Below are 26,649 nucleotides of genomic sequence, written 5' to 3'. Positions count from 1 at the left end.
GGAGAACATCTGGCTCAGGACCAAGCGGTACAACGCCAGTGGAACGGTGGCCTCGGGCACCGGCGGGGTCTGCTACCTCTACTTCCCGGCGCAGCTTTCCCCAGGTCAGAGGAGTGCACTGGCTCAGGTTGGCGTACACTGAGAGCTAAGTGAAGGGCCCTCCCGGGAGCCGGGAGGGCCCTTGCTTTTCCTTGATCCAGTCTCGCTGGGGAGAATCTGGGGAGATCCACTACGAGGAACTCTCAAACCAGTTCTGCATCGCCGAGCGGCCCCGGCCGTCCGCCTCGGGCAGCATGTGCGCGTAGATCCGGAGGGTGATCGACGGATCCGCATGGCCTAGCCACTTCGAGACTGCCACGATCGTCTCCCGTGCGTCCAGCTGCACACTGGCGAACGTGTGCCGCAACGCATGGAAGCCGTCCTCGCGGCTCTCTGCATACGTCGTCACCGTCCGGAAAGTCCCGGGTCGATGCTTCACGGGCTGCGTCGTCACCACCGGCGGCGGGATCACTCCGGCGGCAGCAAGGGCCGGTTTCCAGATCCGCCGATCGAATCCGTCGCGGCGCATGGCTCCACCCCACGCCGACGTCAGGATCAGAGCATGCCGCTGTGGGGCGCGTTCCTCCGCCTCCCGGTCCGTTTTCGGCGGGCGCGGATCCTTCCACGGGAGCGTTACCGCCTGGGCTGGGCGCCGATCGAGGGACTCCTGGATCCGCTTCAGCAGATACTGGGGGACAGGCACCTCGCGCGTCTTCTCACCCTTGGGGAGGGCGTACACCAGCTTCGCCCCGACCTTCTTCACCTGCCGGCGCACCAGGATCCGCTCGCCGACGAAGTCGATGTCGTCCACAGACAGCCCGAACACCTCGCCCGAGCGCATGCCTGCTCCGACGCCCAGATCGACGCAGATCTGGAAGCGCTCGTCCATGGCGGCCTGCACGGCGAGCACGCGCTCCTTTGGCCAGGCCCTGGCCTTGGCCGGGGGACGCGTCGGCACTCGCAGCGTCGTCTGCTTCCGGCACGGATTTCGGGTCAGCCGCTCATCGTCGATCGCGGACTGGAAGACGGCCGACAGGTAGCGCCACGACTCGTTGGCGGTGCCCGGACCGGTCGAGGCTTTCAACGCCTGCAGCCACTCGCCGAGCTGCTTGGTTTTGATCGCGTTGAGCTGGTAGTTGCCGAGGTGGGGAATGATGTGCGTCCACACCCGGCCCCGCACCGTCTTCTCGGTCGAGGGATTGTCATAGTCGCGCCGCGGCCACCACTCCTGCTCGATGTACTCCTTCAGGAGCATCTGGCCGCGACGGGGATCAATGAATTCGCCCGCCGTCGACTCATGCTGAGCCTTCGCCAGCCACGCCTTGGCGCCCTCGGGGCCGTGGAGCTTCTCGAACGACCGGTCCTTCACTCCCGGGATGCCGGCCACCCGGTAGCGCTTGCCCTTGCCCCAGCGTGCCGTCTGTCGCTTCTCACCGGTCTCCGGATCCGGTTTCTTGGTCAGCCACCGGTCCTCGATATAACCAGGCATGCAGTACTCCTGGACGGTGCGGGTCAGGCAGCCGCGCTGCCCTGATCATCCATCGTGACGATCTCACCCTGCCACAGCTGGAACCACTGGCCGCCCGCCAGGAACAGTTCGATAGGACGGTTCACGGCGCGGGCGAGTTCGGCCGCGGTCAATTCGGGGCAGACGTGCAGCCGAACGACCCCCCGGCTCTCCCTGATCTGAACAGCCTGGATGCGGTCAAGCTTGGGGTCTGCTACGAACTGCACGGTGAGCGGACTCTCGGGGGAGGCGGCGCTGATGACCTGGCCCCTCCAGATCTGGAACCAGCCACACTCACCGACGAAAGCAGCGAGCGCCCTGTTCAACGGGGCGATGTAGTCCTCCGCAACAGTGCCCGCGCGGAGCTTAATGGTGACCCGCCCGCGGGTTTCCAGGATCTCGACGGCCTGATCCGGGCTGAGATCGGTGGTGGCTTCGTACACAACGCGCAGCATGCACCCTCCCGTTGTTGCAGTGCGCCTGCGCGGCATGAGCCGGAAGCGCACGGGTGTGGAAGGATACGTCCAGTGAGCAGACATCGACAATCAGTTGAGGTGAATGTCTACTTACGGACTTTTTCGGTGGTGTGGCGACTTGCCGGAATGATCGCGGCTAGTCGTTCTCGTGACGCGCGCGCTCGTCTGCCTCGATCATTGCCCGCCAGCGGCGCAGCTCGGCCTCAGGCATGCCTGCAAGGTGGCTGACGATGATGCGCACCTCGTCGTTGTAGCCGGCCAGCTCAGTCGCTTCGTATTCCAGCCACTGCGCCGCGGCGGCGGCCTTGACGCGCCGCTCAGTCACGCGCAGGGCGATGGAGAGGGCCTTCAGCTGTGCGGGGCTGGGCGCGCTGGTCGGCGGATTGGCAACGAGCCTCTGCAGGTAGGGCTTGGACAGTTTGACGCCAGTCTCGGGGTCGACCGCCCTCTGGGACATCTTGGCGTAGGAGAGGCCACGATCATTGGCGTCCTGGATGAGCTGCGAGAGCGCACCTCGGGGACTCGGCTCATCCGTACCGGTCGCCCGGTCGGGAACCGCTGCCGTCATGTCCTCGTCCTCTCGCGTCATCTCAGATACCGACTGTCTCTCTAGGGGGCGTCGTGCTCCGGAAAAGTACCAGCTCAGTCCGTACAACCATCCTGGATCCGAGACAGATCGTCTACAGATCAATGCTAGCTAGCCGGGGGTCTGGCCGGTAGACGCCTATCGGTCGTCTCGGATTTGTAGACGAATCGGCTCGACTGTGCTTTGCTCTGTTAGGCAAGCAGACCGCACCACCGGGGGCATCGTGAGCCGACGTGCAAGCAGACGCTGGATCCTGCGCGACATAGCGCTCCTCAAGCACTACATGGAATTTCCGGGCCGAGGGAAACCCTTCTCGGTCCGAACCCTGGCCGACGAGTCCGGGGTCAGTCAGGGGGTCATAGAGAAGCTCCTGACAGGTCGGCAGCCGACCGCCGATGTCGACGACGCGACCGCCCTCGCGGAGGCTGTCGGTAGTGCGATCTTCCCCCTTTTCGCGCCCCCTCCGTCTCCAGATCCGAACCGAACGTCTCGCTCATCAGTCCCGACGATCAAGGAATAGACCAATGCCGAACAAGCCCCCACCGAAGGGATGGCTCTGGAGCGCCGAGGCCGCCGAGTACCTCGCCGTTCACGTCGTCACCCTCTACCGCTGGCGACGCGATGGAGTCGGCCCGAAAGGCAAGCGTCACGGGCGCCGCGCCTACCGCTACAAGATCAGCGACCTCGACGCCTGGATGAACGAAGACGCCCCCGCCCGCGCTGCCGCCTGACGCGGCACGCAAATGAGGCCGCCCCAACGACCAGTCCGGGCGACCTCGACGCGATCAACCCTCACACCAGAGCGAAAGGAGGGAGCCGCGTGGCTCCCAGTATCTCATCAGCCACAGAGACCAAGAAGGTCTCGCTCTGCAAGCACAGCTTCCCGATCCAGCCCCCGCACGGATCGATCGTCCGTCCCGGGCCGTGCGACTGCGGCCTGACCTATGAGCAGGTGCAGGACGAACTCCGCCGCCAGGCCGAAACGCTCATCGCCAACACCGCCCATGACGGTACCTGCGAGGCGTGCAACAGGGAGCGGCGCGTGTACCGCTTTCAGCCGGAGGAGCAGCCGTGGCACCCGATCGGCGCCGTGATGCCCGTCTCGTGGCTGTGCCTCGACTGCTGGAACGACTCCGCGCAGGCCACCAACGACCTGGTCACCCAGCTGTTCGAGGAGGCGGCCCGATGAGCTACAGCCTCACCTTCTTCATCGGCGAAAAGACCCACATCCGGGGCGTCGCGTCCGTGGACCCGGCGCTGTACGTCGAGCCCGACGGCCACCACGCGCCCGGCTACATCACCTTCCAGCTCGACTGGAAGCTCAGCATCGACGAGCAACTGGAGGTCGCCGACAGGTTCGCCGCGTCGGTTGCCGCTTGGCGTGACGAACTCGCGGCCCGAGTCGAGCAGGAGCGCACTGCCGTCAACGAACTGGCTGACGCTCGCGCGGAGATCGCCCGCCTCAAGGCCGAGCAGACCGGCGGTGCCCGATGACTGACTACCCCGAGATCGCGGCCCGGTTCGCCCGTGACACGGCCAGCCACCGCATGACGGTGCTGCACGACGACGGCCTGTACCGGCACCTGCGGTTCACGAACCCGGCGCCCGACGGGCACACCCCGTTCGACCTCATCACCTGGCCGTACAACCTGGTCGTCAAGGCGGGCTGGACCTTCCACTTCGACATCGACGCCACCCCCGACATGTTCAACCTGTTCCGGAAGACCGCCTTCACCGGCGAGATCAACCCCGGCTACTGGTCGGAGAAGGTCCGCGCAGGACGCGACGAAGTCGAGGGGTTCTCCGATGACCTCTTCGAGCAGCAGGTCAAGCAGCACGTCGTCGAAGCGATCCGCAACGGCGACGCCCCGCGTGGTATTGGCGCCGAGGTTACTCGCGACATCTTCGAGTGGGGCGACATCAGCCACGAGGCTGGCGCCCGCGCCGAGCTGGACGCATTCCGGTACGACGGCTGGACCTTCGGCGAGACGCGGGAGTGGAAGTTCTGCGACTTCAAGCCGGGCTTCCTGTACTGCTGCCACGCGATCCGCCGTGGCATCGACCTGTGGGACGCCGCCCGGAAGGCGGTGGCGGCATGACCGACATCGTGATCCCCGAGGGTCCGTTCGAGACTGAACCCCGCGCGCAGTACATCGGCAAGGACACCGCCCTGGAGCTGATCACCGACGCGCTGGCTGCGGCCGGGGTGGAGTTGGGCGCGTATGACCGGCGGATCGTGGACTGGCAGGCCGGTTGGGACAGCAGCTCGATCGTGCCGCTGGTGTCGTGGCTCCAGCGGGCCGCGGCCGAGCACGAGCGGCTACGCAAGTCCCGTGACGCGTTCCGTGACCAGCGCAATGCGGTGTTCCAGACGAACGAACGGCTGCACGCGCAGGTAGAGGAGTCGGGCCAGGCGCGGCTCCTGGCGGAGAACGAGACGCGCACGGCGAGGCGTGAGCTGGCCGCGGCCCGCGCCGAACGCGACGAGGCACGGTCTACGGCATTGGCAGAGGCCGCCGACATGTTCGACGGCATGGCCGACTCCGAGCCAGATCAGAGCTACCGCGCCCGCGTGATGCGCGGCGCCGCCAACGACGTGCGCCGCCTGGCCAAGGGTGGTGAGTCCCGGTGACCGCCCCGACCAGCCGCCCGCTGGCCGAAGCGCTGCCGGTGCGCCCGCGGAAGGCGTCCGCGGGCCGCAGGCGCCGCCACCACACCCAGCTCCGACACCGCATCCAGCGGATCGCCCCCGGCGTCGCCGCCATCCTCATCACCCCACTGTGGACCGACGGCACCGGTGCAGGCATGCGGCACTTCATCGCCCGCGCCCTCACCGCCGACGGCATCGTCCTCACGTTCCAGGCAGGCGGCTCCCGGCAGATCACCGCGCTCCTGCAAGGTGCCTACCCGGCCGCGAACTGGGACCACCCGCAGACCTGGTGCGCCGCCACCAACACCCTCACCGACCGGACCACCCGCCGCCCCGTACCCGCCTGGATCACCGACCCGGACGCCATCGAATCCATCGCCAGCGGCCACATCGACATCGACGACGACTTCATGGGGGACCAGTGATGCCTGAACTGAAGGTCGAGATCGACGGTCAGATGCTGCCGTTGACCGGCTGCTACTGGATCCAGTCCGCCCCGTGCGGCTGCATCGTCGCCCTCACCACCACGACCAAGCCGAAGGGCAAGACCGTGAAGGTGCTGGCATCGGCCGAGCAGGCGCACGAGCACATGGTGCCGCTGAAGCGGGAGCGCGACGACGAAAGCCGTCGCGGATACACCTGGGCCCTCGTCGCCAAGGACCGCTACCACGCCGAACTCTCTGACGCCTGGGAGTGCGGCCAGCACCAGAGGGCCACCACTGACCCCGGCCGCATCTGACCCGCCCGGCCGGCGGCCTTCGTCATCCGCCGACCGGACGCCCAGAAGAAGCCCCGAGTGCGACAGACACCCGGGGATCCACAACCAGCATCCCACGGAGGACACCGTGACCAGCACCACCGCACTCACTCACACATTCAGCACGGACCAGGGCGACTACACCGTCGCGGCCACCAGCCCCGTCCCCGGCCTGTTCGTCTACGAGATCCCCGACGAGGTCGAACCCGAGAGCATCCACCGCTGGAGCGTCGGCCACCACTCCGGCCTGCTGATCGCATCAGCCATGGACGAAGCCGACGCCCTTCGTGGGGCACACACGATCGCTGACCTCGCCGACTGGACCAAGGACGTCGACGCCCTTCGCGCCCAGGTCGACCGGGACGAGATGCGCGAGCGGATCGCTAAGGCGTTCTGCGTAAACCGCACCCGCCCCCGCGTCTGACCGCCCCAGCCACGCCCCCAGCCGCCGCAGGCAGCGCACCCCCTCGCGCTCCGCGGCACCAGGGCCCGCCGCTCGCGGCACTCCCACCCGGGCGGCGGGCCCCACCACACGACACCCATTTGGAGCCTCACATGCGCCTCCTGAGCCCCTTCCGCCGCTGGCGGGTCGAGCTGTACCAGCGGGCCGTACACCTCCAGCAGATCCCCGACCCGAACTGTCGGTACTGCGACGGCGCGGGCGGCTGGTGGGACGGCGGCTACGACGGCGAGAGCCCTGAGCCCGTCACCTGCCACTGCACCGACCGGCTCCGCCACTACCGCATCCCGCTCTGGCGGCGGACCACCGCCGACTACGCCACGGAGGCCCCGTTCTGATGAGCCCGCTCGCCTGCCGCCTGTGCGGCAACACCGGCGGGCCGTTCACCCGAGGCGGCCTCTGCGAGGACTGCGCCGATGGCATTGCAGCCGCCGCCGAGCCCGGCCTGTACGACATCTCCGCCGACCTCTACCACTCCGATCCGATCCCCGGCGGCAGCCTGTCCTCCACCGGCGCCCGCAAGCTCGTCACCGAGTGCCCCGCCAAGTTCAAGCACTGGCTCGACAACCCGCAGCCCCACAACAAGGCCCTCGAACTCGGCACCGCCGCCCACAAACTCGTCCTCGACGACGGCCCGGAGCTGGTCCTCGTCGACGCCGAGAAGTGGAACACCGACAGCATCAAGGCCGAGGTAGCGGCCATACGGTCCGCCGGCGACATCCCGCTCAAGCGCCACGAGCTGGACCAGGTCCGAGCCATGGCCGCCGCCCTCCGCGCCAACGAAGAAGCAGCCCGCCTGCTGGAGCCCGGCTCCGGCGTCGCCGAACAGTCGGCCTTCTGGGAGGACAACGGCATCTGGCGCCGCTGCCGCTTCGACTGGCTGCGCAACGACGGCCGGATCGTCGACTACAAGACCGCCCGATCCTGCCGCCGCGAAGACCTGGAGAAGGCGTTCAACGAGCACGGCTACCACCAGCAACAGGACTGGTACGAGGTCGGCGGCACGGCGCTCGACCTGGTCGACCCGGATCGGCCGATGCAGTTCGTGGTGCAGGAGAAAGAGCCGCCCTACCTCGTCTTGGTCACCACCTGTGACCCGATGGCCCGTGGCATCGGCCGCCACCTCAACGAGGTCGCCCTCAACACCTACGCCATCTGCCGCGAGTCCAGCGACTGGCCGGGCTACCTGCCGAACCCGATGATCGCGCTCCCCTCGTGGGTCGAGCGCCAGTACGCCTAGGAGCAACCCGCATGTCCCAGCTTCCGCCGCCCGTCCGCACCACACGCCCCGCCCAGCAGCAGGACGCTGACGCCCAGTTCGCGTTCCGGCCCGCCAGCAAGGCCGGACGCAAAGCCCGGCTGTCCATCCAGGGCGCATCCGGCTCCGGCAAGACCTGGACCGGGCTGTCCATCGCCCACGGCCTCTCCGAAGGCCGCAAGTTCGCCGTCATCGACACCGAAGGTGGCGCTGCCAGCCTGTACGCCGGGATCGGCGGTATCCAGTTCGACGCGGTCTCCATGGACCGCTACGACCCTCGCGACCTCGTCCGCGTCCTCGACTCCGCGGCGACGGCCGGCTACCCCACCGTCTTCGTCGACAGCCTCAGCCACTTCTGGAAGGGCACCGACGGCACCCTCGACCAGGTCGAGAAGGCCAAGGCGAAGTACGGCGGCAACAAATTCGCCGGATGGAAAGACGGCACCCCGCTCCAAAACGACATGGTCGCCGCGATCCTCGCCTACCCCGGCCACGTCGTCGCCTCGATGCGCTCCTACACCGAGTGGGTGCTGGAAGGCGGCAAACCCCAGCGGGTCGGCATGCGGCCCGAACAGCGCAAGGGCATCGAGTACGAATTCGACGTCGCCGTAGCGATGGACCTCGACAACCGGCTCGAAGTCCTCAAGTCCCGCTGCCCCGACCTCCACCGCAAGGTCATCGAACGGCCCGTCGGGGCCCGCGACATCGCCGCGCCGCTCCTCGCCTGGCTGAACGCCAGCCCCGAACCCACCGAGTAACCGCCTTCGGGGCTGCCGCGGCCCGAACCTGCGGCAGCCCCGCCACTTCAAGGAGATCACAGAATGAGTCCCGTCCGTATCCAGCGCCGCCGCACCGCCGGGTGGCGCAAGCCCGACAACTGCGTGATCGTCAGCCGCCCCAGCCGCTTCGGCAACCCGTTCACCATCGCCGCCGCCGTCGAAGCCGAGATGGGTGACCCCCGCAGCGCCTGCGCCGAGAACTACCGCGAGTGGCTGCGCGTCGGCACCGCAGGCGGCTGGTACGAACAGACCTACCGCATCGGCAAGCAGGTCTTCGACCGCCGCCGCGTCCTCGCCGAACTCCACACGCTGCGCGGCAAAGACCTCGCGTGCACGTGCCCGCTCCCGGAGCCGGGCCAGCCCGACCACTGCCACGCCGCTGTCCTGCTGAAGCTGGCGAACGAGGCGGCGGCCTGATGACCCAGCTCCAGCTCCCCATGCCGGTGCAGGGCACGGTCAGCCCGGCCGCCGGCGAGGCGGCGAAGGCCGACGGGATCGCCCGCGCCGCCGCGAACACGGCGCCGGACTGGGCGACCGCCTGCCGCGCCGCGATAGAACTCATGGCCCGCCGCGGCCAGCCCTTCCAAGCCGCCGACCTGATCGCCGAGGGCCTCGTCGACGAGCCCGACCACTCGGCCCGCTGGGGCGCCGCCTTCAACGGGGCCGCCCGCGCCGGAGTCATCGAGGAAGCCGGCTACGTCCGGTCGAAGCGCTCCACCGTCCACGGCTCCATCTGCAAGCAGTGGACCGGCACGGCCACTTTCCGGAGGGCTGCCGCCTGATGGACCGCCTGCAGCACCTCAACCTCGGCCTCATCTGGCTCGCCCTCATCGCCGCCTCCGCGGCCGGCGCCGGAATCGGCGCACTCCTCAACCGCACCACCACCCAGACAGCCCGGAAGGAGAACGAGAAGCCGTGACCACCGACCACACCCCGTCCCGAGCCTGCTACCAACACGGTTGCTCCCGGCCCGAGTGCAAGCAGGCGGACTACCAGTACATGAGCCGGCTGCGCCTCGAACGCCACCGCGGACAGCGCCGCCGCTGCGACGCCACCCAGACCCGCCATCACATTGAGCGACTCCTCGCCGCCGGTTGGACCCAGGCTCAGATCGCGCGCGCCGCTGGCCTCGCTCACCGCACCGTCGGAGCCGTCGAGGCGGGCACCGCGAACGTCTCCAAGCGGACCGCGCTCGCCATCCTCTCCGTGCCCATCGGGCCCGCCCCGACCGACACCCGAGACGTCGACGCCACCGGCACAACCCGTCGCCTGCGCGCCCTCGCCGTCATCGGCTGGCCCATCGAACAGCTCTCCCCGCAGCTCGGCATCTACCCGACGGCCCTCGGCAACATCGCCCGCGGCGAACTCCGCAACGTCCGGGCCACCACCGCCCACGCCGTCGCCCTCCTCTACCAGCACCTCATCCGCCAGCCGGGCCCCAGCGACCGGTCCCGCATCCTCGCCAGCAAGAAGGGATGGCACGGGCCAGCCGCCTGGGACGACATCGACGACCCGAGCGAGCAGCCCGAAGAGACCGACGCGCGCATCCTCAACTTCCACGAGCGGGCTGCCCTCCGCCGCGAGGAAATCATCCACCTTGCGTGGCACGGCGAGACCCCCGAGCAGATCCACGCCCGCCTCGGCGGCGAGGTGTCCATCAGCACCGTCCGGCAGATCGTCCTGGAGTGGCGCACCGGCCAGAAGCGGCAGCGGAAGCAGCCCGAAAGGAGTGCCGCCTGATGCTGGTCAACCTCCGCACTCTCGCCGCGGACTCCACCGACGGCTTCGCCGGCGCCGGGGGATCCTCGACCGGTATCCGCCAGGCCGGGGGAGTAGTTCGTACCGCCCTGAACCACTGGCGGCTCGCCGTCGACGTCCACAACGCCAACCACCCCGAAACCGACCACGACTGCGCCGACATCTCCCAGGTTGACCCACGCCGCTACCCGACGACGACGTTCGCGTGGTTCTCCCCGTCGTGCACGAACCACTCGATCGCCAAGGGCGCCCGCCGCCACCGCGACGCCACCCCCGACCTGTTCGGCGAAGTCCTCCCCGACGAGGCCGCGGAGCGCTCTCGGGCGACGATGTGGGACGTTGTCCGGTTCGCCGAGCACCACCGCTACCGGGCGATCATCGTCGAGAACGTCGTCGACGCCCGCGACTGGATCCTGTGGCCTGCCTGGATCTCCGCCATGCACGCCATGAAGTACCGGTCCCGGCTCGTCTGCCTCAACTCCATGCACGCCCAAGCTCTCGGTGACGGAGCGCCCCAGTCCCGCGATCGGGCCTACGTCATCTTCTGGCTGGAAGGCGAACGCGACCCCGACTTCGACAAGTTCACCCGGCCCACCGCGCACTGCGGCAAGTGCGACAAGGCCGTGCGCGCCGTCCAGGTGTGGAAGAACCCGGACCGCCGATACGGCAAGTACAAGAGCCAGTACGTATGGCGCTGCCCCACTGCCCGCTGTCACGCCGAAGTCTTCCCCGCGGTGCGGCCGGCCGCGGACGCCATCGACTGGACGCTTCCCGCGGTCCGTATCGGAGATCGCGCCAAGCCGCTCGCCGAGAAGACCATGAAGCGGGTCCGCGACGGCTTCGACACCTACGGGGTCCCGCTCCTCGTGCCCGTCGAAGGTCGCGACGGCAAGCAGGCCCGGCCCGCGGCATTGCCCATGCGGACCTGCACCGCCCGCAACGAGACCGGCATCGCTGTACCGCCGTACATCGTCGAACTGCGGGGCGGCGGCTCCACGCACCGCCCCGTGTCCGACCCGCTGGCCACGGTGTGCGCCTCCGGCAACCACCACGGGCTGACCGTGCCCAACCTGGTCGTGCCCTACTACGGCAACGGCACCGCTCGCCCGGCCGCCGAGCCGATCCCCACGGTGACCACCGTCGACCGACACGCGATCGTGCCGAGCGCCGTCGTCACCGCCGTCGAAGAACTCGGGTTCCGAATGCTGGAGCCCGACGAGTACGCCGCGGCCATGGAGTTCCCCGAGGACTACATCTGGCTCGGCAACAAGCGGGAGCGCGTCCGGCTTGCTGGGAACGCTGTCACTCCGCCCTCCGCCCGGGACCTGTTCGCCATGGTCGCCGAAGCCGTCCTCGGCGAGGACTGGAACACCCAGCAGCAGTACGAGGCCGCCGCGTGACCGCCGTGCCGTGCCGGGCGCGCGCCAGGCCCCGCGCGCGCAGCCCCTTCGGATGCCCCTGCGGGCAGTGGATCTTTCCCCGGATCTTGTCCGAACGATCTATGTGGATCTCTTGAGCAGCGGAAACCTTGATCCAACTCGACTCGACCGAAAGTAGGCCCTGATGGCACGCGGCCACGGCCGGATCCTCGCCAGTATCTGGGAGGACTCCGACTTCCTGACGCTCGACGAGAGGGAACAGCGCCCCTACCTGTTTCTGATCTCGCAGCAACTCAGGAAGAACGCACGCACTTTGCGTGCCTACTTCGGGGGTCGCTGCCGCGAAGGTGGCCAAGAGATGGCCACCTTCGGGGGCGCTGCCGTGAAGGTGGCCAAGAGATGGCCACGTTTTGGCGTATCGGTGCCACCGAAATCCCGGAAGCGTTGATCACCCACGCCTGGCTCTGACCAGCGGCACACCGTACAAACCCATCCGCATCAGCAAGGAAGAAGAGACCCGATGGCCGAGAAGGACAAGCGCACCTACGTCAAGGTGCACGACGGCCTGCCGGACCACCCGAAGATCATCGAAGCGGGGGGCGAAGCCGGCTGGCTCTACATCTGCGGGCTCGCCTACGCCTCCCGCCAGTTGACCGACGGCGTGATCCCCATGCGTCTCGTTCCCCGGCTGACCGACGGAAGCAAACCCGAAGCAAGTGCTTCGGCCCTGGTTCGCGTTGGCTTGTGGCACGAAGGCGCGCACGAGTGCCCGCGATGCCCCCAAGCAGCCCCCGACACATACGTCATCCACGACTACACGGAGCACCAGCGGTCAGCCTCCGAGGTCGCAGACCTTCGAGCGAAGCGTTCCGCCGCAGGTCAGAGGGGTGGCAAGCGCTCCGGTGAGTCCCGTCGAGCCGCCGCGAAGGGCGAAGCAAACGGTGAAGCACTTGCTTCGCATTTGGTGAAGCAAAACGGAAGCAAAACCGAAGCAGAGACAGAGACAGAGACAGAAGAAGAAAAGAGATATACGCGAACTCCTTCGGAGCCCGCGGATGCCCCTCCCCGAGCCGACGTCGAACGCGTCTGCCGACACCTCGCCGCCGTGCTCGAAAAAGGCGGCAGCAAGAAGCCGAAGATCACCGACCGCTGGCGCAACGACGTCCGCCTGCTCATCGACAAGGACGGCATCACGCCCGAGCAGGCCGTGGCCGCCATCGACTGGGCCCACGCCAACGACTTCTGGCAGGCCCACATCCTCAGCCCGGCCAAGCTCCGCCAGAAATACGACACCCTCCGCCGCCAAGCCGCTGCCGAACAGCGCAAGGGCCGGCCGACCGGGCCCGCTACCGCCTCCCACGACGACGAGGAGAACCCCGATGACCTCCGCTTCGGCTGACAGCCTCAGCCCCCGCGAATCCGTCCTCCTGGAGCGCCAGTCCATCGCGCTCAACCGGTTCGACGACAACACCCCCGACCTCTACCGCCGCCCCATCGAACTGCCCGACAAGGTCGCCGACTGGATCGCCGGCTTCGGCGGACGCAGCCTGTTCCTCACCGGCGCCATCGGAGTCGGCAAGACCCACACCGCATGGAAGACCTGCCACCGCTGGCTCGAAGCCCAGTACGCGCCCGGCATGCCCTGGCGCGGCAGCCCTGTCATCAAGACCTACCGCTCCACGGCCCTGTTCGACGCCCTGCGCCCGGACGCCCCCGACGGCGAGGGCGGCTCGCTGGTGAAGAAGCTCCAGACGGTCGACCTGCTGTTCGTGGACGACCTGGCCGCCGCCCGAGCCTCCGCGTGGACACAGGAGCGGCTGTTCGAGATTTTCGACGAGCGGTACATCCGCCGCCGCCCCGTGATCATCACCTGTGACGTGCTGCCCAGCCAGCTGTCCGAAGTCACTGGCCCGCGCGTCGCCTCCCGGCTTGCCGAGATGTGCGGCTCCAGCGTCGTCCGCCTCACCGGCCCGGACCGCCGGCAGGTGGCCGCGTGAGCACCGAAACCGAAATGTGGGGGCCCGACGAGGCCACCGCGCCCGAACCGGACGACCGCCTCAAAGCCGAGCAGATCCTCGCCGCCACCGCCATGGCCGAGCCTGCCTGCGTCGACGACCTGTCCGCCAAGGGCTTCGACCCCGCGGACATCGCCGACGAGCGCTACCGCATGGTCTGGTACGCGGTCGAGGAACTCGCGTCCACGCTGACCGCCTCCGCGATCCGCTGGCAGGCCGTTGCCCGTCTTCTGCAGCGGTGGCACGCCGAAGGTCGCATGGTCTCCCGGCCGCTCACCGAGACCGACCTTGGCGAGCTGTACGTCATCGGCCAGCCCGGCGCCGCCGAATGGTGGGCCAACGAGGTGGCACGCAATGCGGTCGCGGCCCGTGCCGCCGCACTCGGCGTCAACATCCGTGTCCGCGCAACCAATCCGGCATTCGACCCTGACACGGACGTGGCCGCCATCCAGTCCGAGGTCGACGCCCTCATCCGGCCCGCCGGCCAGTCGCAGATGGCCGACCTCGGCGATCTGCTGCCTGCCGTCATCGAACGCGCCACCACGAAGCCGACTCTGGAAGACCGGGTTCCCACCGGGTTCATCGACCTCGACATCCTGCTGAACGGGGGCTGGGCCGGCGGTCAGATGGTCGTCATCGGGGCCCGGCCGGCCATGGGCAAGTCGACGCTGGCTGCCTGCTTCGCTCGCGCCGCCGCGATCACCAACCGTGTACCGACGGCGATCTGGTCGCTGGAGATGTCCAGCCATGACTTCACGATCACCATGCTCTGCGGCGAAGTGAAGATCCCCGTGCATCACCTCAAGCGCGGCGAGGTCGACAACACCGTCCTGGTCCGGGCCGCGGAGAAGCTCCCGACGATCGCCGACGCTCCCTTGAAGATCGACGACAACCCGTACCTGACCCTGCCGGGTCTGCGCGCTCAGATCCGCACGCTGGTGCGGACGTTCGGACTCAAGGTCGTCTTCGTCGACTACCTGCAGTTGATGCAGGCGCCGCCCGCCGAGTCCCGGCAGGTTGCCGTGTCGATCATCTCCCGCACGCTGAAGCTGATCGCCAAGGAATTCGGGATCACCGTCATCGTCCTGGCTCAGCTCAACCGAGGCAACGAGCAGCGTTCCGACAAGACCCCGCTGGTGTCCGACCTCCGCGAGTCCGGATCGATCGAGCAGGACGCCGACATCGTCATCCTTCTGCACCGCGAGGACGCCTACGAGAAGGAGTCGCCCCGGGCGGGCGAGGCCGACGTGATTGTCGGCAAGCACCGCGGAGGAGCCCCGGGCACTGTCACCGTCGCCGCTCAGCTCCACTACGGCCGTTTCGTCGACATGGCGGAGTCGTGATGGACAGGCCCACCGTCGACGACATCGCCGCCATGCGCGAGGACGGCGACCTCACCGACTACCTGATCTCCCTGACCGGCCGTACCCGCACCAAGCCCAAGCCGGCCCCGCTCGCCGCGGTCCCGGAGCCCGGCTACCGGATCACGCACGCCGGCGGCTGGCCGTTAGGCACCGCCGCCACCGGACCCACCCCGCCGCCCGGCCGGTGCAGCTGCGCCAAGTGCAAGCAGTCCGTTCCCGCCGCACCGATCACCCACTCCCACGAAAGCGAGGTCGCCTGATGACCGCCACCGCCCGCACCAACACCCCTGACCGGATCAACGACGGCTCGACCACGATCCGCCTCAAGCGCGCCTGCAACGGCTGCGGCCAGTACCTCGGCGACGCCGACAACCGCGATGTCGACGAGTGCGGCAACCTCACCGACGTCCGCAGCGAGTGCCCCGACTGCTGGCCGCTCGTCGAGCTGGAGGCCGCGGGCTGCGATGTCCGCCAGCTGACCGAGCGCAGCATCGGCGGCCTCTGGCGGTGGATCGACAACGGAAAGCCGTTCTACGTCGACGACCCGACGAACACCAAAGGCCGGGCGGACGGTACCCCGCGCGGCCTCAAGGTCGACGGCCTGTCGGTCTTCAACGTCGAGGCCACCGACTACGCCGACCGCCGGCATGTCGCCCGCTTCGGCGACTGGATCATCCGCCACCCCGATGGCCGCTGGTCCGTCCACAAGGCGCCCGCTTCTGCCCGGCCCGCCTGACTCCCGTCCCTTGACAGCACTGCGGCCCGCGCCGGGGCGTATCCGGCGCGGGCCTGGACCCGAACCCTACCGACCCGCCAGGAGGAACCCGTGACCACCATTGACCCCCGCGTCCGACAGCTTGCCCAGCGACGGCAGGACATCGCACACGAAGAGTCCAGCATCAACCCCGCATGGGGCGACCTCACCGAGCAGAGCCAGAAGGTGCTCTTGGGCGAAGCCGCCGAGTGGCTACGCGCCGCAGTCGAGGCCGGGCTCGCCCCGCTAGCCGGGCGGCCCACCGACAAGCACGACGCCGTTTGGCTCGACAACTACGGACAGCTGTGGGGCGAGTACCAGACCAGCCCGCCCTCCCACGGCGACGCAATCCTGCGCCTCGTCTGGGCGTCCGAGCAGTGCAGCTCCAAGGAGGAGCTGGAGGAGGAGGGCACAGAGTTCCGCCTCATCGGCTGGAGCGAATAGCGCCCCGCCACCACGCACCAGCCGCCCGTGGGCGAATCACGGGCGGCTGGCCACCGAACCGTACCCAACCCTTGGAGGAACCCGTGCTCAACCCCGACCAGTGGAAGACGATCTACGGCCTAGTCGGATGGCTGGACCGTGAGAACGGCTGCAGCCAGCAGGAGATCTGCCTGCGCCTGCTCAAGCTGTCGGAGGAGGCCGGCGAGGTCGCCCAGGCATGGATCGGCACCGTCGGCCAGAACCCGCGCAAGGGCACCACCCACACCCGGGCCGACGTCTGCGAAGAACTCTGCGACGTGATCGTCACCGCCGCGGTCGCACTGGTATCGATCGCCGACGGCAACCCTGACGACTTCCTCGCCGCCAAGCTCGACAAGATCGCCGCCCGGGTGGGGGTGACCGGCTGATGCCCCGCGTCATCCGCGCCCCGAAACCGAACCAGCACGAGCGTGTCCAACGCCAGGCCACTGTTGACGTGCTGCTCGGCCGTGCCCTTCGCGGCGTCCTCACCGTCCCGGAGGCCGCGGTGCTCGCCGACTACTGGCGGGCCGAACGGCGGTTGGCCGACGTGACGCGCCGGAGTCTCGCCCACACGACGCGCGCCCTGCAGCGGCACCGGGAAGCCGCCGACGCCACCATCCGGGCCCTGGAAGGGCGAGTTGAGGAACTACTCGCCGCCGTCGGGGGTGACGCACATGGGGCCGTACAGGCGCCCCCAGGGCCCTCAGATTGCCCTCAGAGCGATCGGGAGCCCGCGCGGGGCGCTCGGGACGACGGAGGCGCCGACAGGGCGGCAGAGAGGCGTACAGGGGCTGCGGCGTGACAGGCGGCCGTCAGGCGGCCCGGGAGACCCGTTCCGGGCCGTCACCCCGACCAGAGGCCAAAAGGCCGTCAGAGACCAAACCAGCAACCCGGAAAGGGCAAGCAGTGACCGACCAGACCAACCCCGCCCCGGCGGACCTCCGGCAGCGCATCGCCGAGGCGCTCATGCGTTGGGCCGAAGGCGGCAACGACCCGAAGTACGCGACGCTCCGCCGCCCCGAGATCGTCACGCGGAACGCCTACGGTCGCGCCGACGCCGTCCTCGCCGAACTGCGGCCCGAACTCGATCGGCTCGGTGACTACGAGAACCGCATCAACTGGGGCACCAGCTGCGGATCCTGCGCCCACGTCCTCGACTCCTCCATCCGCGAGACCGACCGCGCCGAGAAGGCCGAGGCCGCCGTCGCCCGCGCGCAGAACCTCGGCAACGTCTGGTTGGACGCACCCGACCCGCTGGCCCGCGCCATGGCCGCCGACCTCATCAACTGCATCCGCGGACCCCAGCGGCCCGCGCCCGCCCACGATGCCGGGCCGACCATCGCCGAGGCAGCCGCCAACGACGTCCGGTGGTGGGGCGGCGAGAAGACGGGGGAGTGACCTCAAGCCGAGCCGGGCGGCGCCGCCTCACCGCGGCCGTCATCCGGTTCCACACCCGCCCGGCGGAGCGCCGCCTCGAACGCCTGCCGGCGTCGCGGTTTGGCCCAGACCGTCGAGCTGGCGGCACGAGCCAGATCCGCCCTCAACTGATCGAACGCTGGCGCCCCTGACAGCTCCCGCAACCTGCGACTTCTCATGCATAACCAACGCGCCACCGCACCAGCCGTAACCGCAATACCGCCGAACGGAGCACGCTGATGTACCCCGCCGAACTTCCCTGCGCCGTCTGCGACAAGCCCGCCCGCGACCGTGTGCACCGCGGCTGCCGCGACCGCATGGCCGACGCGCTCCGCGAACTCCCACAGCTGTACCGGGATCTCGCCGAGGCGATGCTGCCCGCCCGGCGGGGCGACGGGCCGGCCGTCTCCGGCACCCCCGGCCGCGGCCTCCCCGGCGGCGACGCCCTCGACCTGCGCTCGCGCGGCGGCATCGAAGGCGTCGTCGGCGGCTGGGCACGCGATCTGTGCGAGCGGGAGCGGTGGGAGATCCCTCAACAGCAGTCGGTGGAGGCCATCGTCGACTGGTCGTGCGGCCTGCTCCTCGCCAACCTCGCCGTCATCTGCGACGAGCACCCCGCTGTGAAAGAGCTGGCGGACGAACTCCAGCAGATCAGCGGCCAGGCCCGCCGCGTCATCACCGGCGAGAAGCCGCCCCGCCGTATCGGCGTCACCTGCTCCTGCGGGCGGACTCTCCGCGTCACCCTCGACACCGTCGGCATCCGCTGCCCCGGCTGCAGCGCGCAGTACGGACACGCGGAGGCGCTCCGGCTGCCGCTCGCGGAACGGCGGGCGGCGTAGCGACTCGGCTCTGGGCCCCCTGGCGCATGCCGCTTTGGGGGCCTCGCCCCGCGACCCCACCACCGCGCATCCGTAGGTGCGCTACGGTGAAATCACGATGCGAGAATTTAGTCCGATGGGGGTAAGCGAGATGAGCGAGCAGCAGTGGACCATCGAGTCCATCCGCGACGCCCTCGGCAGCCCCGACCTCGCCCAACGCTTCCTCGCCGAGATCAACCGGGCGCCGGCTCACGAACTGCTTCAGGTCTTCGCGAAGTGGGAGCGCATCGCCAAGAATCTCACCGTGGCCTTCGACGACGACACCGTGACGGCCGTACAGCGCGGCGAGGAGCCCGACGGCCGGTGGATCGATGGTACCGACCGGCTTCGGCAGGCAGCTGACCGGTTTCACTCACACGGAGCAGCCTGACCTGACAGTCTCTACGGTGTGTACAAGCTTCGCCACACAGCGGCAGTAGAGGCCGTCTGGGACTCCCTCCCCGAGCTGGCCAACGAAGAATTCGACCGCGCCATCATCGCCGTGTGCGAAGACCCATGGACCCACACCGAGCCCCGTGACGGCGACCCTCGCGATGTCCGACGCGTCCTCATCCTCCAGCACACCGTCGCCGCGCTGCTGATCATGGACGCGCCACCCGTCCGCAGGGTGTACCTCCGGCACGTCGACTACCTCGGTTGACTGTTGCGAAGGCCCCGACCGGGTTCCGGTCGGGGCCTTCGTCGTGCCGTACAGGCGGATCAGACGGCCGCGAGGAACAGGGCGGCGACAACGAGGGCCAGGACGTGCGCGGTCTGGTCGACGTGGGCCGCGCCGCCGTGCTGCGCCCAACCGGCCTGCCTGGCGAACCGCATCCAGCGGGCGACGGGCCAACGGCGGTCGATCACCGCGTGGGTGGCGCCGATCCAGACCAGCGCGGCCACGCTAGCGGGGATGCCGGCGCTGTCGCCGAGGACGGCCGCGCCGACGAGCAGGGCCAGCGCGCAGACCCCGACGTGCGTCCCGGCGTGGGCCAGGTTGGCCCGCCAACCCGCGGTAGAGCAGTCGGCCTTGTGCCCGGCCTGGTGGTCGGTCTGCAGCGGGTAGTCCGCGGCGAGATGCGCGGCGTAGAGCAGGACGAATAACTCTGCGAACATGGCGGTGCCTCCGGGTCTCGTGACGGGTCTCGGGCGGTGCGGGGTGGCCGTGCGCCTGGCAGTGGACGGCCACCCCGGCGGAGTCAGCGGCGGCGGAAGAGGCTGCCGCCCTTCTTGTTCTTCTGGTCTCCGTCCTCGGCTTCCCGCAGCCACTTGGGGCGCTGGTCCGGGATGCGGCTGCCGACCGGCGGCGGGGTCTGGTCCGGGATGTTGCTGCCGGGCATCGGGGCCGGGTAGGGCAGCGCGGCGGAGTCGTCGGTGGTCTTCTTCTTGTTGCCGAGCATGTCGTCTCCTGTGATGTGTGGATGGTTGGTGTTGCTGGTCAGCGCTGGTCAGCGCTGGTCGGGCCAGTTGCCGGTCCGTGCCCAGGTCTCCCAGGGCGTCGGCTCGGCCGGGGGCAGGGTGCCTTTCTGGCGGCGGCTGGCGACGGTGCTGCGGGACTCGCCCAGCCAGCAGGCCACTTCGGCGTGGGATGCGTTCGGGGACTCGCGCAGAGCCATGTCGCGCACGCCGCCCAGCTCGTGGATGAGGGCCGAGGCGTCCTTGGCGACCGGCCACCACGCCTCGCGCTCTGTCCCGCTCCTGATGTCGGCGATCGCCCAGATCGCGCGCCCGAGCAGGCATGCCATGTGCGTGGCGTCGTCGCCGAGCATTTCGGTTTCCTGCGCAGTCAGCCGCAGGGTGATTTCGGTGCCGCCGTCGCCGGTAGCCGTGGCGGTCTGTTCCATGGGAGTCCCCTCTCGCTGCACGAAGTTCGTACACTGAGAACTGTACGAGGTTCGTACAGTGATGGCAAGGGCGGAGGCCCACCCAACCCCAAGCGCCCGCCGGACAGCACGAGGCCCCACCCGATCCGGGTGGGGCCTTCAGGTATCAGCCTGGGAGGGAGGTGCTGTGCTACGGCGTCCACTGCTCGGTGCAGGCAAGACAGATCCGCCGGTTCGTCCACCGCGCCCGAGCCAACTCCGCAGCCTCCGCACGCCGGTGAAGCACCACGCCCCAGCCGACCCCCGCCGCGACCGCAGCAAGACCGGCGAACACCGCACCCGACACGACGGCCACAACACCCAGCAACGCCAGACCGGCCGCCGCCAGATACGAAACATCCGCCGCGGCCGGCTGCGCGTACACGTCACGCAGCGGCGAACCCGGCGGAAGACTGTCCCGGTAGTGAGAGAGCAACTGCACGTTCGACGATCCACACTTCGAGCTCGGGCAATTCATGGCAACCTCGGTCAGTCCGGGGTGAGTTGGTTACGCCAGACTCCGAACCGCGGAGATCCACAGCAAGCCACTACGGGAGACTGTGGCGCGGGTCACCGAGATGGCATCACGCAGGACCCAGCAGCCACACGGCGGCCGACTGACAGACGGGAGCCCCATCCCGGGCAGGATGGGACTCTCGGCATCGAAGGACTACGCGGCTGCTACGGGCGCTTCAACTATCATTTGGCCCCTGACCCGTAGCTCCAGTTGCTCCCGGTGCCCCGATACTCCGAGACGGGAATGGGGCTGATGCCCTCGCGCATCCGTCCCCGGTAGAGCATGCCGTGCAGGTGGTCCACTTCGTGGGCGACGAGTCGGGCCAGACCGCGCTCGAAGATGGTGATGCGCTCGGTGCCGTCGATGTCCTGGTGCTCGACGCTGATCGCGAGCGGTCGGGGGACTTTGCCGCGGACATCGAAGAAGCTCAGGCAGCCCTCGTACTGCTCATCGCTCTCGGGTGCCTCCTCGACGATGCGAGGGTTGAAGAGGGTGATTGCCTCGCCGTCGGGGGAGCGGACGATGGCGGCGGCCCGGTCGATGCCGATCTGTGGGGCCGCGATCCCCATGCCCTTGCCGAAGACGTGGACCGTGGAGGCCCGTTCGGCGGCAGAGACCAATTCGGCCACGACGCGGCGGGCGTCTTCCGCCTCATCCGGGAAGTCGAACGGCCGGGCCGTCTTGGTAAGGATCGGGTCGCCTTCCTGGACGATGCCGACGGCTCGCATCCTCTCGCTGGCGGTCGCTTCGGTCTCCGCTACGTGCAAGTTCTCCTCCTGGGTTGGGCGTGCGCGGAACTTCCATTCGAGCCGGTATCGGGCGTGCAGCGGCGGGTCGTCCGTCGACCACGAGTAGACACGCCGGCCGTCCTCGTCGGTGCGGCGTATGGCGGTACGGAACGGCAGGGCTTCGGCTGTCATCGTGGTTTCGGTGCCCCACACCGTGGGGTCGAGCGCAGTGGGGAAATCCAGACGGACGCTCATCCTGCGGGTAGGCAGGCGGACCGCGCGCTGGAACCAGGTTCCCCACTTGTCGTCGCCGACGGTGTAGCTGTACTCAAGCCACGCCGAATCCCCTGGGTACAGCGGGTATTGGCCGTGCTCGTTCTCAAAGAGTAACCACAGTTCCTTGAACGCGTCCCGGTCGTGCTTCACGCGCCACGTGAGAGGTTCGCCATCGACGTTGGCACTCAGGTCGATTTCATCCCAGGTGAGGGGGTGCTCGCGGTAGTGCTGGTTGGAGCGCTCTGGGTTGCCCGGGTATCGGTCGACCGAGATGCGGATCAGGTAGCGGGTCACCGGATCCGGAGAGTCGTTGTAAAGCCGGCGCCGCTGCGTCGCCCGGTAGGTGTGGCCGTCGTAGTAGAGCGTCGTGTCCTCGTGCTCCACGATCAGGCTCGTGGCGTGGGAGTCCTCGCCGTTGGGCGCCTGATGCGGGACGGGCGTGCGACCGGTTGCCTCCAGGGCCCGGAACGCACGTCGTAGCGCTCCGCCGGCGCGCAGCACGTCGTCTGCCTGGCTGGCGAAGGCACTGGACGGGGCCAGCTGCCCGCCCTCGACCTTGGACACGTAGGACGGCGTGTAGCCGACCTTGCTGGCGAGCGAGGACTGCGAGAGGCCCCGCACGTCGCGCCAGTACTTCAACTCGGCGATGAACGCCTCGGCTGCCTGCTGCTCGGGCATGGCTCCCCTGCCTGTGCCTGTGCCTGTGATTGAGCTATGAGTGATCGACTTTCAGGCTGCCGTCACACCTGTGGCCTGCGGTGTCCTACTTGTCGAAGCCGAGGCAAGCTCGGCTCAAGATGACGGGAGGTCTACTGCTGATCGATTACTGAGTCCGACGCGGAGGCTGGCTTTGACCACGGTCCGGCGGCCGGGCGGTCGGGCAGCTTCGAGCCGGGTCGCCGCATGTACCAGCGCATGAATTCGCGCAGTACCTGCCCGCGAGGGCTACGCCCTTTGGGATGCACTGCCCTGGCTGCCGCCTCGAAGGACTCCCATTCGTCATCCGAGGCCCGGAAGCGTCTTGGGGTGTCGTACTCGGCGTCAGGACTCATAGCACAGAGGTTAAACGCTCGTGGCCACGAACAGCAAGGAACCGGACATGCATTCGTGGCTACAAAAATCTTGGCGCACCCGCTTGCTTTGTAGCCACGAACCGTCCTAGGTTTGTAGCCACAAGGTCGCCCCGGAAACGAGGCAGCCCCGCATGGTGCGTCAACACCAATGCGGGGCTTGGGTCCGCCCTTCCCTAGCAAGGAGACCGAACCGTGAGCAATACCGTACCTCACGAGAACATCCACCCTTTCCCGGCGGTAATGCCGGGGCACAGCCTGGTCCCGGCCCGCGTGGGCCGCGCCAACGACGCGAGTGTGATCGTGTACGTCGAGTGCCCGAACTGGTGCACAGTCGACCACGTCACGGACCCGGTCGCTGACGCTGTGGACATCTCGCATATCTCCGACTCCGAGGGGCTGTACGTCCGGTCCTTCATGAAGACCGCTCCGACGCAGGAGCTGTTCGCGGCCATCCAGACGGACCCGGTCGCGAGCGACCCGCGGCTGCGGCAGGCGCACGTCGTCATCGAGGACGGTGGCAACGACTACGGGTATCTGACGCCGGAGATGGCCGAGGATCTCGCCGATAAGGCAGTCAGCTTCGCCTCTCACCTGCGCCACCTGGCCCGTACCGCCCGCCTGCACAACACGGCCGGTGACTCGGACCCGAGCATGGACGAAGCTCTGCAGCGGGTCAGTGGAGGTGCGGCATGAGCACCCTCGCCGACCGCCCGACCCCGTCGAATCTTCCCCCGGCCGCACTGCGTGCGATGCGCTCCCTGGAGCTGCGCCTCACCTTCCCGCCGCAGGTCGTGGAGGCGGTTGCCCGCTATGAGGCGGCGGCTGTGCATGCCCGGGATCTGGCTGCGGTGGCTGCGTCGGGCCGGATGTCGGATTTGGACGCGGACAGTCTGGCCGCGGCCGAGGATCTGATGGCCGATGCCCGCGCGACGTTGGCCTCCGCCGGCCAGTTGCGCCTGATCGAGGTCGCGTCGTGAGCGACGAGCACGCGAAGGCGAAGGAGCCGTTGCCGACGAGGCCGCCGCGCCCGCACCCGCAGGGGGTGACGTCGTGACGGAAGAGGAGGCTGCGGACGCCCTGGCCCAGCAGCGCATGCAGGAAGCCCAGCGGGCAGCAGAGGCTGCTGAAGCCGCCCGCGCCGAGGCTGCCCGACTGGCCGCCGAGCGCGGCTGACCCCCTGATCGCCGTGGGTGGCGGGGATGACGTTCCCCCGCGGCCCCTGCCGCCCACGGCCCACCATCCCGATCCACCCCCAAGTACCCCTTGACCGAGAGGTTCCGTGATTCCGCATGTCTCCGTACCTGTTCTCTGCCGACCTGGGCGCCACCGAGCCGGGCCGCCGGGCGCGTGCCGCGACGCTCGTGGCCGACGTGAACGTCCTGTCCATCAGCGACTTGTTCGCCGACTACGCCGCCGCGGTGGCGTCCGGGGATCGGGCGCGGGTGGCGGAGATCCGTCTCGCCGCCGACCCGGGCCTGCTCGCCGAGCTGGACGGCTTCGACTACCCGGCCGCCGCCTGATCACTCACCCCAACTTCCGAGAGGAGCCCGTGATGGGCAGCACGACCGACTACTTCGAGATCGCCACCGACGAGGGCCTGTTCCGGATCGGCGACACCGCCCCGGACGGCACTGTCGAGACGGACCTTGGCGCCAACGTGGAGGTGACCGTCGAGTCGTACCAGCAGGCCGGTGACTGGGTCGACATCCGCTTGTCCGGCGGCTACGTCCTCAGCCTGCCGGAGACCCGAGTCAAGTACATCCTCACCCGCGACCCGGCCGCCGCCTGAGCGGCCCCTGATCGGCTGCCGCGCGGCCGTCTACCCCCCCCGTCCCGCGCGGCAGCACCCAGCCCCGGCCCGGCCACCACGGGCGTGAGCAGCAAAGCAGGCCGGGGCGCGCACCACCACCCGAACCCAATCCGAGAGGAATCGGATATGCAGCGAAAGATCGTCAGCAAGCAGTTTGTGCACAAGGGCGGCGCTGCCCAGGTCGAGATGGATCGTGACGGCCGCCTCTACATGCGCTGCTCTGGATGCCGCGTCGAGAAGCGCCCCGCGGGCATGGCGCCCGCGCTCAAGGCCCTGACTGACCACGTGGCGGAGTAAGAGCCGCGTCATCTGCCCCGTTCGTGGAGCAGTATCCAGCCCCGGCCTGGCCGAACCCGGGTCTATGCCTCAAACGCAGGCCGGGGCACGCATCACCAACCGAACCCCAACCCGAGAGGAGGGCCCGTCGATGGCCACCGTCGAGATCGTCAGCTTCGGTTACCTGCACGCCGCTGCCCCTGAGGCCGACGTAATCGTCGACCTGCGGCGGGCGTTCCGTGACCCGCATGTGGATCCGCGGATGCGGCAGCTGACTGGCCGTGACCGTCTGGTGCAGCAGGCCGTGCTCCACACCGCTGGTGTTCGCCAGCTGCTGCGGGCCACGGTCCGTCAGGTGCAGGCGTATGCGGCTGGCCCGTCCGTGGAGCGGATCGTCATCGGGTCGGGGTGTGCGGGCGGTCGGCACAGGTCGGTTGTTGTCGCAGACCGGCTGGCTCGCCGTCTTCGCCGCCGCGGCTACACGGTCACCGTCCACCACCGCGACATCCACCAGCCGGTCGTCAACCGCTGACCGGTTGCCCATCCAACAGAGGAGTTACCCGACATGAACGTCTCCGCCCGCATCCTCACTCGTGCTGCCAGCCTCGCCGGCAACCACGACGCCACTGTCGAGATCCACGACGACTCCCGCCGCTCCACTGCCCGCTGCCAGTCCTGCGGCTGGTCCAAGGATCACGGCATCGCGTACCGGCCCCGGGTCCTGGAGTGGGCGCAGGAGCACGCCGACCAGTGCACCGCCCTCCCTGGCTAGACCGTCCACCCAGCCCCGGCATCCCGCCGTGAGGGCGCCGGATCGACTCCGGCCCGGGGCGCGCACCACCCACCCGTTCTGATTGGAGGACTGATGATTGACATGTTGGTTGCCGTCGGCTATTCGCCGGTGGCGGAGGCAGAGCAGACCGTCCGGCTGGCTGAGGCTGCTCGCCTCGTGGGGGAGCTCCCGTACAGGTGGCTGGAGATCGGTCTGCGCCGGGCGCCGGCTGCGGCAGCGGCCCGGCACCTGGACGGCGCCGCTGATGTGCTTGCCCGCGAGGGCTGGACCCAGAACCAGATGCGCGCCCGTGACGGCGGTGTCTGCCTCGCGAAGGCCCTGATGCGGGCTGCGGAACTCGGGCACGGCGACCACCCCGATCGGCCTGGCATGGACTTCCGGGCCACCACGTACTACGTGGCCGGCCGCTACCTGGACGTGATGGTGCTGGCCCGCACCGGCAGTCCCAAGTGGTACCTCGGCTGGAACGACGCCCCCGGCCGCACGGCCGTCGAGGTCCTGGAGTTGGTCCGGGACGCCGCCGAGTTCGCCCGCGTCCACGGCCCCCGCTGAACGACGGCGGACACGCACCGGCACCCGATCCGATTCGAGAGGAAGTACGTGACCGCCAACGGGGGCTACGAAGCCGAACTCGACCGCATCTACGCCCAGGCCCGGCGAGCTGCCGAAGTGTGCGCGAGCGATCAGATCGCCGCTGCGACAGCTCACCTCACCGATCAGGCCGAGATCACTCGCGTCACCGGCGAGATCGTCGATACCTACCGCGAGATCGCTGGCGCCTGACCGGCTGCCCC

The 26,649-nt window shown here is 68.9% G+C and carries 46 protein-coding genes and 1 pseudogene; 39 read left to right on the top strand and 8 right to left on the bottom strand.

From position 1 onward, the window contains the following. Positions 1-142: pseudogene (locus ACFC09_RS36365) on the top strand (peptidase C39 family protein); the annotation flags it as partial. An 87-nt stretch (positions 143-229) separates the two neighbouring features. On the opposite strand, the gene ACFC09_RS36360 reads toward ACFC09_RS36365, so the two are convergent. The 3 genes from ACFC09_RS36360 to ACFC09_RS36350 all read right to left on the bottom strand — a co-directional run bounded on the left by ACFC09_RS36360 (position 230) and on the right by ACFC09_RS36350 (position 2,590). Further along, the gene (locus tag ACFC09_RS36360) at positions 230-1,528 is read right to left on the bottom strand and encodes a tyrosine-type recombinase/integrase (RefSeq protein WP_376535624.1); all 1,299 of its coding nucleotides are present in this window, start codon (positions 1,526-1,528) and stop codon (positions 230-232) included. Between the two features lie 23 nt (positions 1,529-1,551). Further along, positions 1,552-2,001: a hypothetical protein gene (locus tag ACFC09_RS36355; protein WP_376535622.1), complete on the bottom strand. Its 450-nt coding sequence runs from the start codon at positions 1,999-2,001 to the stop codon at positions 1,552-1,554. A 157-nt stretch (positions 2,002-2,158) separates the two neighbouring features. After that, entirely contained in the window at positions 2,159-2,590 is a 432-nt protein-coding gene (locus ACFC09_RS36350) for a hypothetical protein (protein ID WP_376535620.1), read from the bottom strand. Between the two features lie 542 nt (positions 2,591-3,132). Here ACFC09_RS36350 and ACFC09_RS36345 point away from each other — a divergent pair. The 28 genes from ACFC09_RS36345 (at position 3,133) to ACFC09_RS36210 (ending at position 19,181) form a co-directional block, all read left to right on the top strand. Further along, positions 3,133-3,339, top strand: coding sequence for a helix-turn-helix transcriptional regulator (locus ACFC09_RS36345; RefSeq protein WP_376535618.1), 207 nt, complete (start codon positions 3,133-3,135; stop codon positions 3,337-3,339). Positions 3,340-3,428: 89 nt separating this feature from the next. Further along, entirely contained in the window at positions 3,429-3,797 is a 369-nt protein-coding gene (locus ACFC09_RS36340) for a hypothetical protein (RefSeq protein ID WP_376535616.1), read from the top strand. Beyond that, positions 3,794-4,102 (top strand): hypothetical protein, encoded by a 309-nt coding sequence (locus ACFC09_RS36335; protein WP_376535614.1) that lies wholly within the window; start codon positions 3,794-3,796, stop codon positions 4,100-4,102. The genes ACFC09_RS36340 and ACFC09_RS36335 overlap by 4 nt, the downstream gene beginning before the upstream one ends. Next, positions 4,099-4,707, top strand: a complete 609-nt coding sequence (locus ACFC09_RS36330; RefSeq protein WP_376535612.1) for a hypothetical protein — start codon at positions 4,099-4,101, stop codon at positions 4,705-4,707. Before ACFC09_RS36335 ends, ACFC09_RS36330 begins: the two co-directional genes overlap by 4 nt. Then, positions 4,704-5,240 carry a hypothetical protein gene (locus ACFC09_RS36325; RefSeq protein WP_376535610.1) on the top strand — a complete coding sequence of 179 codons (537 nt, stop codon included), beginning with the start codon at positions 4,704-4,706 and terminating at the stop codon, positions 5,238-5,240. The genes ACFC09_RS36330 and ACFC09_RS36325 overlap by 4 nt, the downstream gene beginning before the upstream one ends. Then, the gene (locus ACFC09_RS36320) at positions 5,237-5,683 is read left to right on the top strand and encodes a hypothetical protein (RefSeq protein WP_376535608.1); all 447 of its coding nucleotides are present in this window, start codon (positions 5,237-5,239) and stop codon (positions 5,681-5,683) included. The genes ACFC09_RS36325 and ACFC09_RS36320 overlap by 4 nt, the downstream gene beginning before the upstream one ends. Next, complete coding sequence (locus ACFC09_RS36315) at positions 5,683-5,997, top strand: hypothetical protein (RefSeq protein WP_376535606.1); 315 nt, start codon at positions 5,683-5,685, stop codon at positions 5,995-5,997. The genes ACFC09_RS36320 and ACFC09_RS36315 overlap by 1 nt, the downstream gene beginning before the upstream one ends. A gap of 106 nt (positions 5,998-6,103) precedes the next feature. Further along, positions 6,104-6,439, top strand: coding sequence for a hypothetical protein (locus tag ACFC09_RS36310; RefSeq protein ID WP_376535604.1), 336 nt, complete (start codon positions 6,104-6,106; stop codon positions 6,437-6,439). Between the two features lie 131 nt (positions 6,440-6,570). Further along, positions 6,571-6,813, top strand: a complete 243-nt coding sequence (locus tag ACFC09_RS36305) for a hypothetical protein (protein ID WP_376535602.1) — start codon at positions 6,571-6,573, stop codon at positions 6,811-6,813. After that, positions 6,813-7,715 (top strand): PD-(D/E)XK nuclease-like domain-containing protein, encoded by a 903-nt coding sequence (locus tag ACFC09_RS36300; protein ID WP_376535600.1) that lies wholly within the window; start codon positions 6,813-6,815, stop codon positions 7,713-7,715. Before ACFC09_RS36305 ends, ACFC09_RS36300 begins: the two co-directional genes overlap by 1 nt. A gap of 11 nt (positions 7,716-7,726) precedes the next feature. Beyond that, on the top strand, positions 7,727-8,491 hold the full coding sequence (locus tag ACFC09_RS36295; RefSeq protein ID WP_376535597.1) for an ATP-binding protein: 765 nt from the start codon (positions 7,727-7,729) through the stop codon (positions 8,489-8,491). A gap of 63 nt (positions 8,492-8,554) precedes the next feature. Then, positions 8,555-8,929 (top strand): DUF4326 domain-containing protein, encoded by a 375-nt coding sequence (locus ACFC09_RS36290; RefSeq protein WP_376535595.1) that lies wholly within the window; start codon positions 8,555-8,557, stop codon positions 8,927-8,929. Then, a complete protein-coding gene (locus tag ACFC09_RS36285) occupies positions 8,929-9,294 on the top strand; it encodes a hypothetical protein (protein WP_376535593.1) in 366 nt (121 codons plus the stop codon). The genes ACFC09_RS36290 and ACFC09_RS36285 overlap by 1 nt, the downstream gene beginning before the upstream one ends. Then, on the top strand, positions 9,294-9,431 hold the full coding sequence (locus ACFC09_RS36280; protein ID WP_376535591.1) for a hypothetical protein: 138 nt from the start codon (positions 9,294-9,296) through the stop codon (positions 9,429-9,431). Before ACFC09_RS36285 ends, ACFC09_RS36280 begins: the two co-directional genes overlap by 1 nt. After that, positions 9,428-10,252, top strand: coding sequence for a helix-turn-helix transcriptional regulator (locus ACFC09_RS36275; RefSeq protein WP_376535589.1), 825 nt, complete (start codon positions 9,428-9,430; stop codon positions 10,250-10,252). The genes ACFC09_RS36280 and ACFC09_RS36275 overlap by 4 nt, the downstream gene beginning before the upstream one ends. Continuing rightward, a complete protein-coding gene (locus tag ACFC09_RS36270) occupies positions 10,252-11,670 on the top strand; it encodes a DNA cytosine methyltransferase (RefSeq protein WP_376535587.1) in 1,419 nt (472 codons plus the stop codon). Before ACFC09_RS36275 ends, ACFC09_RS36270 begins: the two co-directional genes overlap by 1 nt. 163 nt (positions 11,671-11,833) lie before the next feature. After that, positions 11,834-12,097 (top strand): hypothetical protein, encoded by a 264-nt coding sequence (locus ACFC09_RS36265; protein WP_376535585.1) that lies wholly within the window; start codon positions 11,834-11,836, stop codon positions 12,095-12,097. 72 nt (positions 12,098-12,169) lie between these two features. Continuing rightward, on the top strand, positions 12,170-13,048 hold the full coding sequence (locus ACFC09_RS36260) for a hypothetical protein (RefSeq protein WP_376535583.1): 879 nt from the start codon (positions 12,170-12,172) through the stop codon (positions 13,046-13,048). Then, a complete protein-coding gene (locus tag ACFC09_RS36255; RefSeq protein WP_376535581.1) occupies positions 13,029-13,646 on the top strand; it encodes a DnaA ATPase domain-containing protein in 618 nt (205 codons plus the stop codon). The genes ACFC09_RS36260 and ACFC09_RS36255 overlap by 20 nt, the downstream gene beginning before the upstream one ends. Beyond that, entirely contained in the window at positions 13,643-15,007 is a 1,365-nt protein-coding gene (locus tag ACFC09_RS36250; protein ID WP_376535579.1) for a DnaB-like helicase C-terminal domain-containing protein, read from the top strand. The genes ACFC09_RS36255 and ACFC09_RS36250 overlap by 4 nt, the downstream gene beginning before the upstream one ends. Then, complete coding sequence (locus tag ACFC09_RS36245) at positions 15,007-15,288, top strand: hypothetical protein (RefSeq protein ID WP_376535577.1); 282 nt, start codon at positions 15,007-15,009, stop codon at positions 15,286-15,288. The genes ACFC09_RS36250 and ACFC09_RS36245 overlap by 1 nt, the downstream gene beginning before the upstream one ends. Continuing rightward, complete coding sequence (locus ACFC09_RS36240; RefSeq protein WP_376535575.1) at positions 15,288-15,764, top strand: hypothetical protein; 477 nt, start codon at positions 15,288-15,290, stop codon at positions 15,762-15,764. Before ACFC09_RS36245 ends, ACFC09_RS36240 begins: the two co-directional genes overlap by 1 nt. Positions 15,765-15,854: 90 nt before the next feature. Further along, positions 15,855-16,226 carry a hypothetical protein gene (locus ACFC09_RS36235; protein ID WP_376535573.1) on the top strand — a complete coding sequence of 124 codons (372 nt, stop codon included), beginning with the start codon at positions 15,855-15,857 and terminating at the stop codon, positions 16,224-16,226. Positions 16,227-16,309: 83 nt separating this feature from the next. Then, the gene (locus ACFC09_RS36230; RefSeq protein WP_376535571.1) at positions 16,310-16,633 is read left to right on the top strand and encodes a MazG-like family protein; all 324 of its coding nucleotides are present in this window, start codon (positions 16,310-16,312) and stop codon (positions 16,631-16,633) included. A 520-nt stretch (positions 16,634-17,153) separates the two neighbouring features. Next, positions 17,154-17,645, top strand: coding sequence for a hypothetical protein (locus ACFC09_RS36225; protein WP_376535569.1), 492 nt, complete (start codon positions 17,154-17,156; stop codon positions 17,643-17,645). A 257-nt stretch (positions 17,646-17,902) separates the two neighbouring features. Then, the gene (locus ACFC09_RS36220; protein ID WP_376535567.1) at positions 17,903-18,502 is read left to right on the top strand and encodes a hypothetical protein; all 600 of its coding nucleotides are present in this window, start codon (positions 17,903-17,905) and stop codon (positions 18,500-18,502) included. Positions 18,503-18,632: 130 nt separating this feature from the next. Further along, complete coding sequence (locus ACFC09_RS36215) at positions 18,633-18,911, top strand: hypothetical protein (protein WP_376535565.1); 279 nt, start codon at positions 18,633-18,635, stop codon at positions 18,909-18,911. A gap of 18 nt (positions 18,912-18,929) precedes the next feature. After that, positions 18,930-19,181, top strand: coding sequence for a hypothetical protein (locus ACFC09_RS36210; RefSeq protein ID WP_376535563.1), 252 nt, complete (start codon positions 18,930-18,932; stop codon positions 19,179-19,181). A gap of 59 nt (positions 19,182-19,240) precedes the next feature. Here the strand turns inward: ACFC09_RS36210 and ACFC09_RS36205 are convergent, their stop codons facing one another. The 5 genes from ACFC09_RS36205 to ACFC09_RS36185 form a co-directional block, all read right to left on the bottom strand. After that, a complete protein-coding gene (locus ACFC09_RS36205) occupies positions 19,241-19,636 on the bottom strand; it encodes a DUF3307 domain-containing protein (protein WP_376535561.1) in 396 nt (131 codons plus the stop codon). Between the two features lie 83 nt (positions 19,637-19,719). After that, on the bottom strand, positions 19,720-19,920 hold the full coding sequence (locus ACFC09_RS36200; protein WP_376535559.1) for a hypothetical protein: 201 nt from the start codon (positions 19,918-19,920) through the stop codon (positions 19,720-19,722). A gap of 48 nt (positions 19,921-19,968) precedes the next feature. After that, positions 19,969-20,364, bottom strand: a complete 396-nt coding sequence (locus ACFC09_RS36195) for a hypothetical protein (RefSeq protein ID WP_376535557.1) — start codon at positions 20,362-20,364, stop codon at positions 19,969-19,971. Between the two features lie 169 nt (positions 20,365-20,533). Continuing rightward, a complete protein-coding gene (locus ACFC09_RS36190; RefSeq protein ID WP_376535555.1) occupies positions 20,534-20,824 on the bottom strand; it encodes a hypothetical protein in 291 nt (96 codons plus the stop codon). Positions 20,825-21,081: 257 nt separating this feature from the next. Next, positions 21,082-22,581, bottom strand: a complete 1,500-nt coding sequence (locus ACFC09_RS36185; protein WP_376535553.1) for a peptide deformylase — start codon at positions 22,579-22,581, stop codon at positions 21,082-21,084. Between the two features lie 587 nt (positions 22,582-23,168). On the opposite strand from ACFC09_RS36185, the gene ACFC09_RS36180 reads away from it, so the two are divergent. From ACFC09_RS36180 to ACFC09_RS36135, 10 genes are all read left to right on the top strand, one after another. Further along, entirely contained in the window at positions 23,169-23,669 is a 501-nt protein-coding gene (locus ACFC09_RS36180; protein WP_376535551.1) for a DUF6907 domain-containing protein, read from the top strand. Beyond that, positions 23,666-23,953, top strand: a complete 288-nt coding sequence (locus tag ACFC09_RS36175) for a hypothetical protein (protein WP_376535549.1) — start codon at positions 23,666-23,668, stop codon at positions 23,951-23,953. Before ACFC09_RS36180 ends, ACFC09_RS36175 begins: the two co-directional genes overlap by 4 nt. A gap of 73 nt (positions 23,954-24,026) precedes the next feature. Further along, the gene (locus tag ACFC09_RS36170; RefSeq protein ID WP_376535547.1) at positions 24,027-24,149 is read left to right on the top strand and encodes a hypothetical protein; all 123 of its coding nucleotides are present in this window, start codon (positions 24,027-24,029) and stop codon (positions 24,147-24,149) included. Positions 24,150-24,265: 116 nt separating this feature from the next. Continuing rightward, the gene (locus ACFC09_RS36165; RefSeq protein ID WP_376535545.1) at positions 24,266-24,496 is read left to right on the top strand and encodes a hypothetical protein; all 231 of its coding nucleotides are present in this window, start codon (positions 24,266-24,268) and stop codon (positions 24,494-24,496) included. A 32-nt stretch (positions 24,497-24,528) separates the two neighbouring features. Continuing rightward, on the top strand, positions 24,529-24,765 hold the full coding sequence (locus tag ACFC09_RS36160) for a hypothetical protein (protein ID WP_376535544.1): 237 nt from the start codon (positions 24,529-24,531) through the stop codon (positions 24,763-24,765). Between the two features lie 147 nt (positions 24,766-24,912). Further along, a complete protein-coding gene (locus ACFC09_RS36155; RefSeq protein ID WP_376535542.1) occupies positions 24,913-25,083 on the top strand; it encodes a hypothetical protein in 171 nt (56 codons plus the stop codon). Positions 25,084-25,213: 130 nt separating this feature from the next. After that, complete coding sequence (locus ACFC09_RS36150) at positions 25,214-25,594, top strand: ATPase (RefSeq protein ID WP_376535540.1); 381 nt, start codon at positions 25,214-25,216, stop codon at positions 25,592-25,594. A gap of 33 nt (positions 25,595-25,627) precedes the next feature. Then, entirely contained in the window at positions 25,628-25,834 is a 207-nt protein-coding gene (locus ACFC09_RS36145) for a hypothetical protein (protein WP_376535538.1), read from the top strand. 93 nt (positions 25,835-25,927) lie between these two features. Then, on the top strand, positions 25,928-26,407 hold the full coding sequence (locus ACFC09_RS36140) for a hypothetical protein (protein WP_376535536.1): 480 nt from the start codon (positions 25,928-25,930) through the stop codon (positions 26,405-26,407). Between the two features lie 48 nt (positions 26,408-26,455). Continuing rightward, positions 26,456-26,638 carry a hypothetical protein gene (locus ACFC09_RS36135; protein ID WP_376535534.1) on the top strand — a complete coding sequence of 61 codons (183 nt, stop codon included), beginning with the start codon at positions 26,456-26,458 and terminating at the stop codon, positions 26,636-26,638. Positions 26,639-26,649 lie beyond the last annotated feature (11 nt).

This window comes from Streptomyces sp. NPDC056161, assembly GCF_042268025.1.
In the GTDB taxonomy this organism is placed as follows: Bacteria; Actinomycetota; Actinomycetes; order Streptomycetales; family Streptomycetaceae; genus Streptomyces.
Note: the sequence above shows the minus strand (reverse complement) of the source record. Positions and strands in the feature narration are given on the sequence as shown.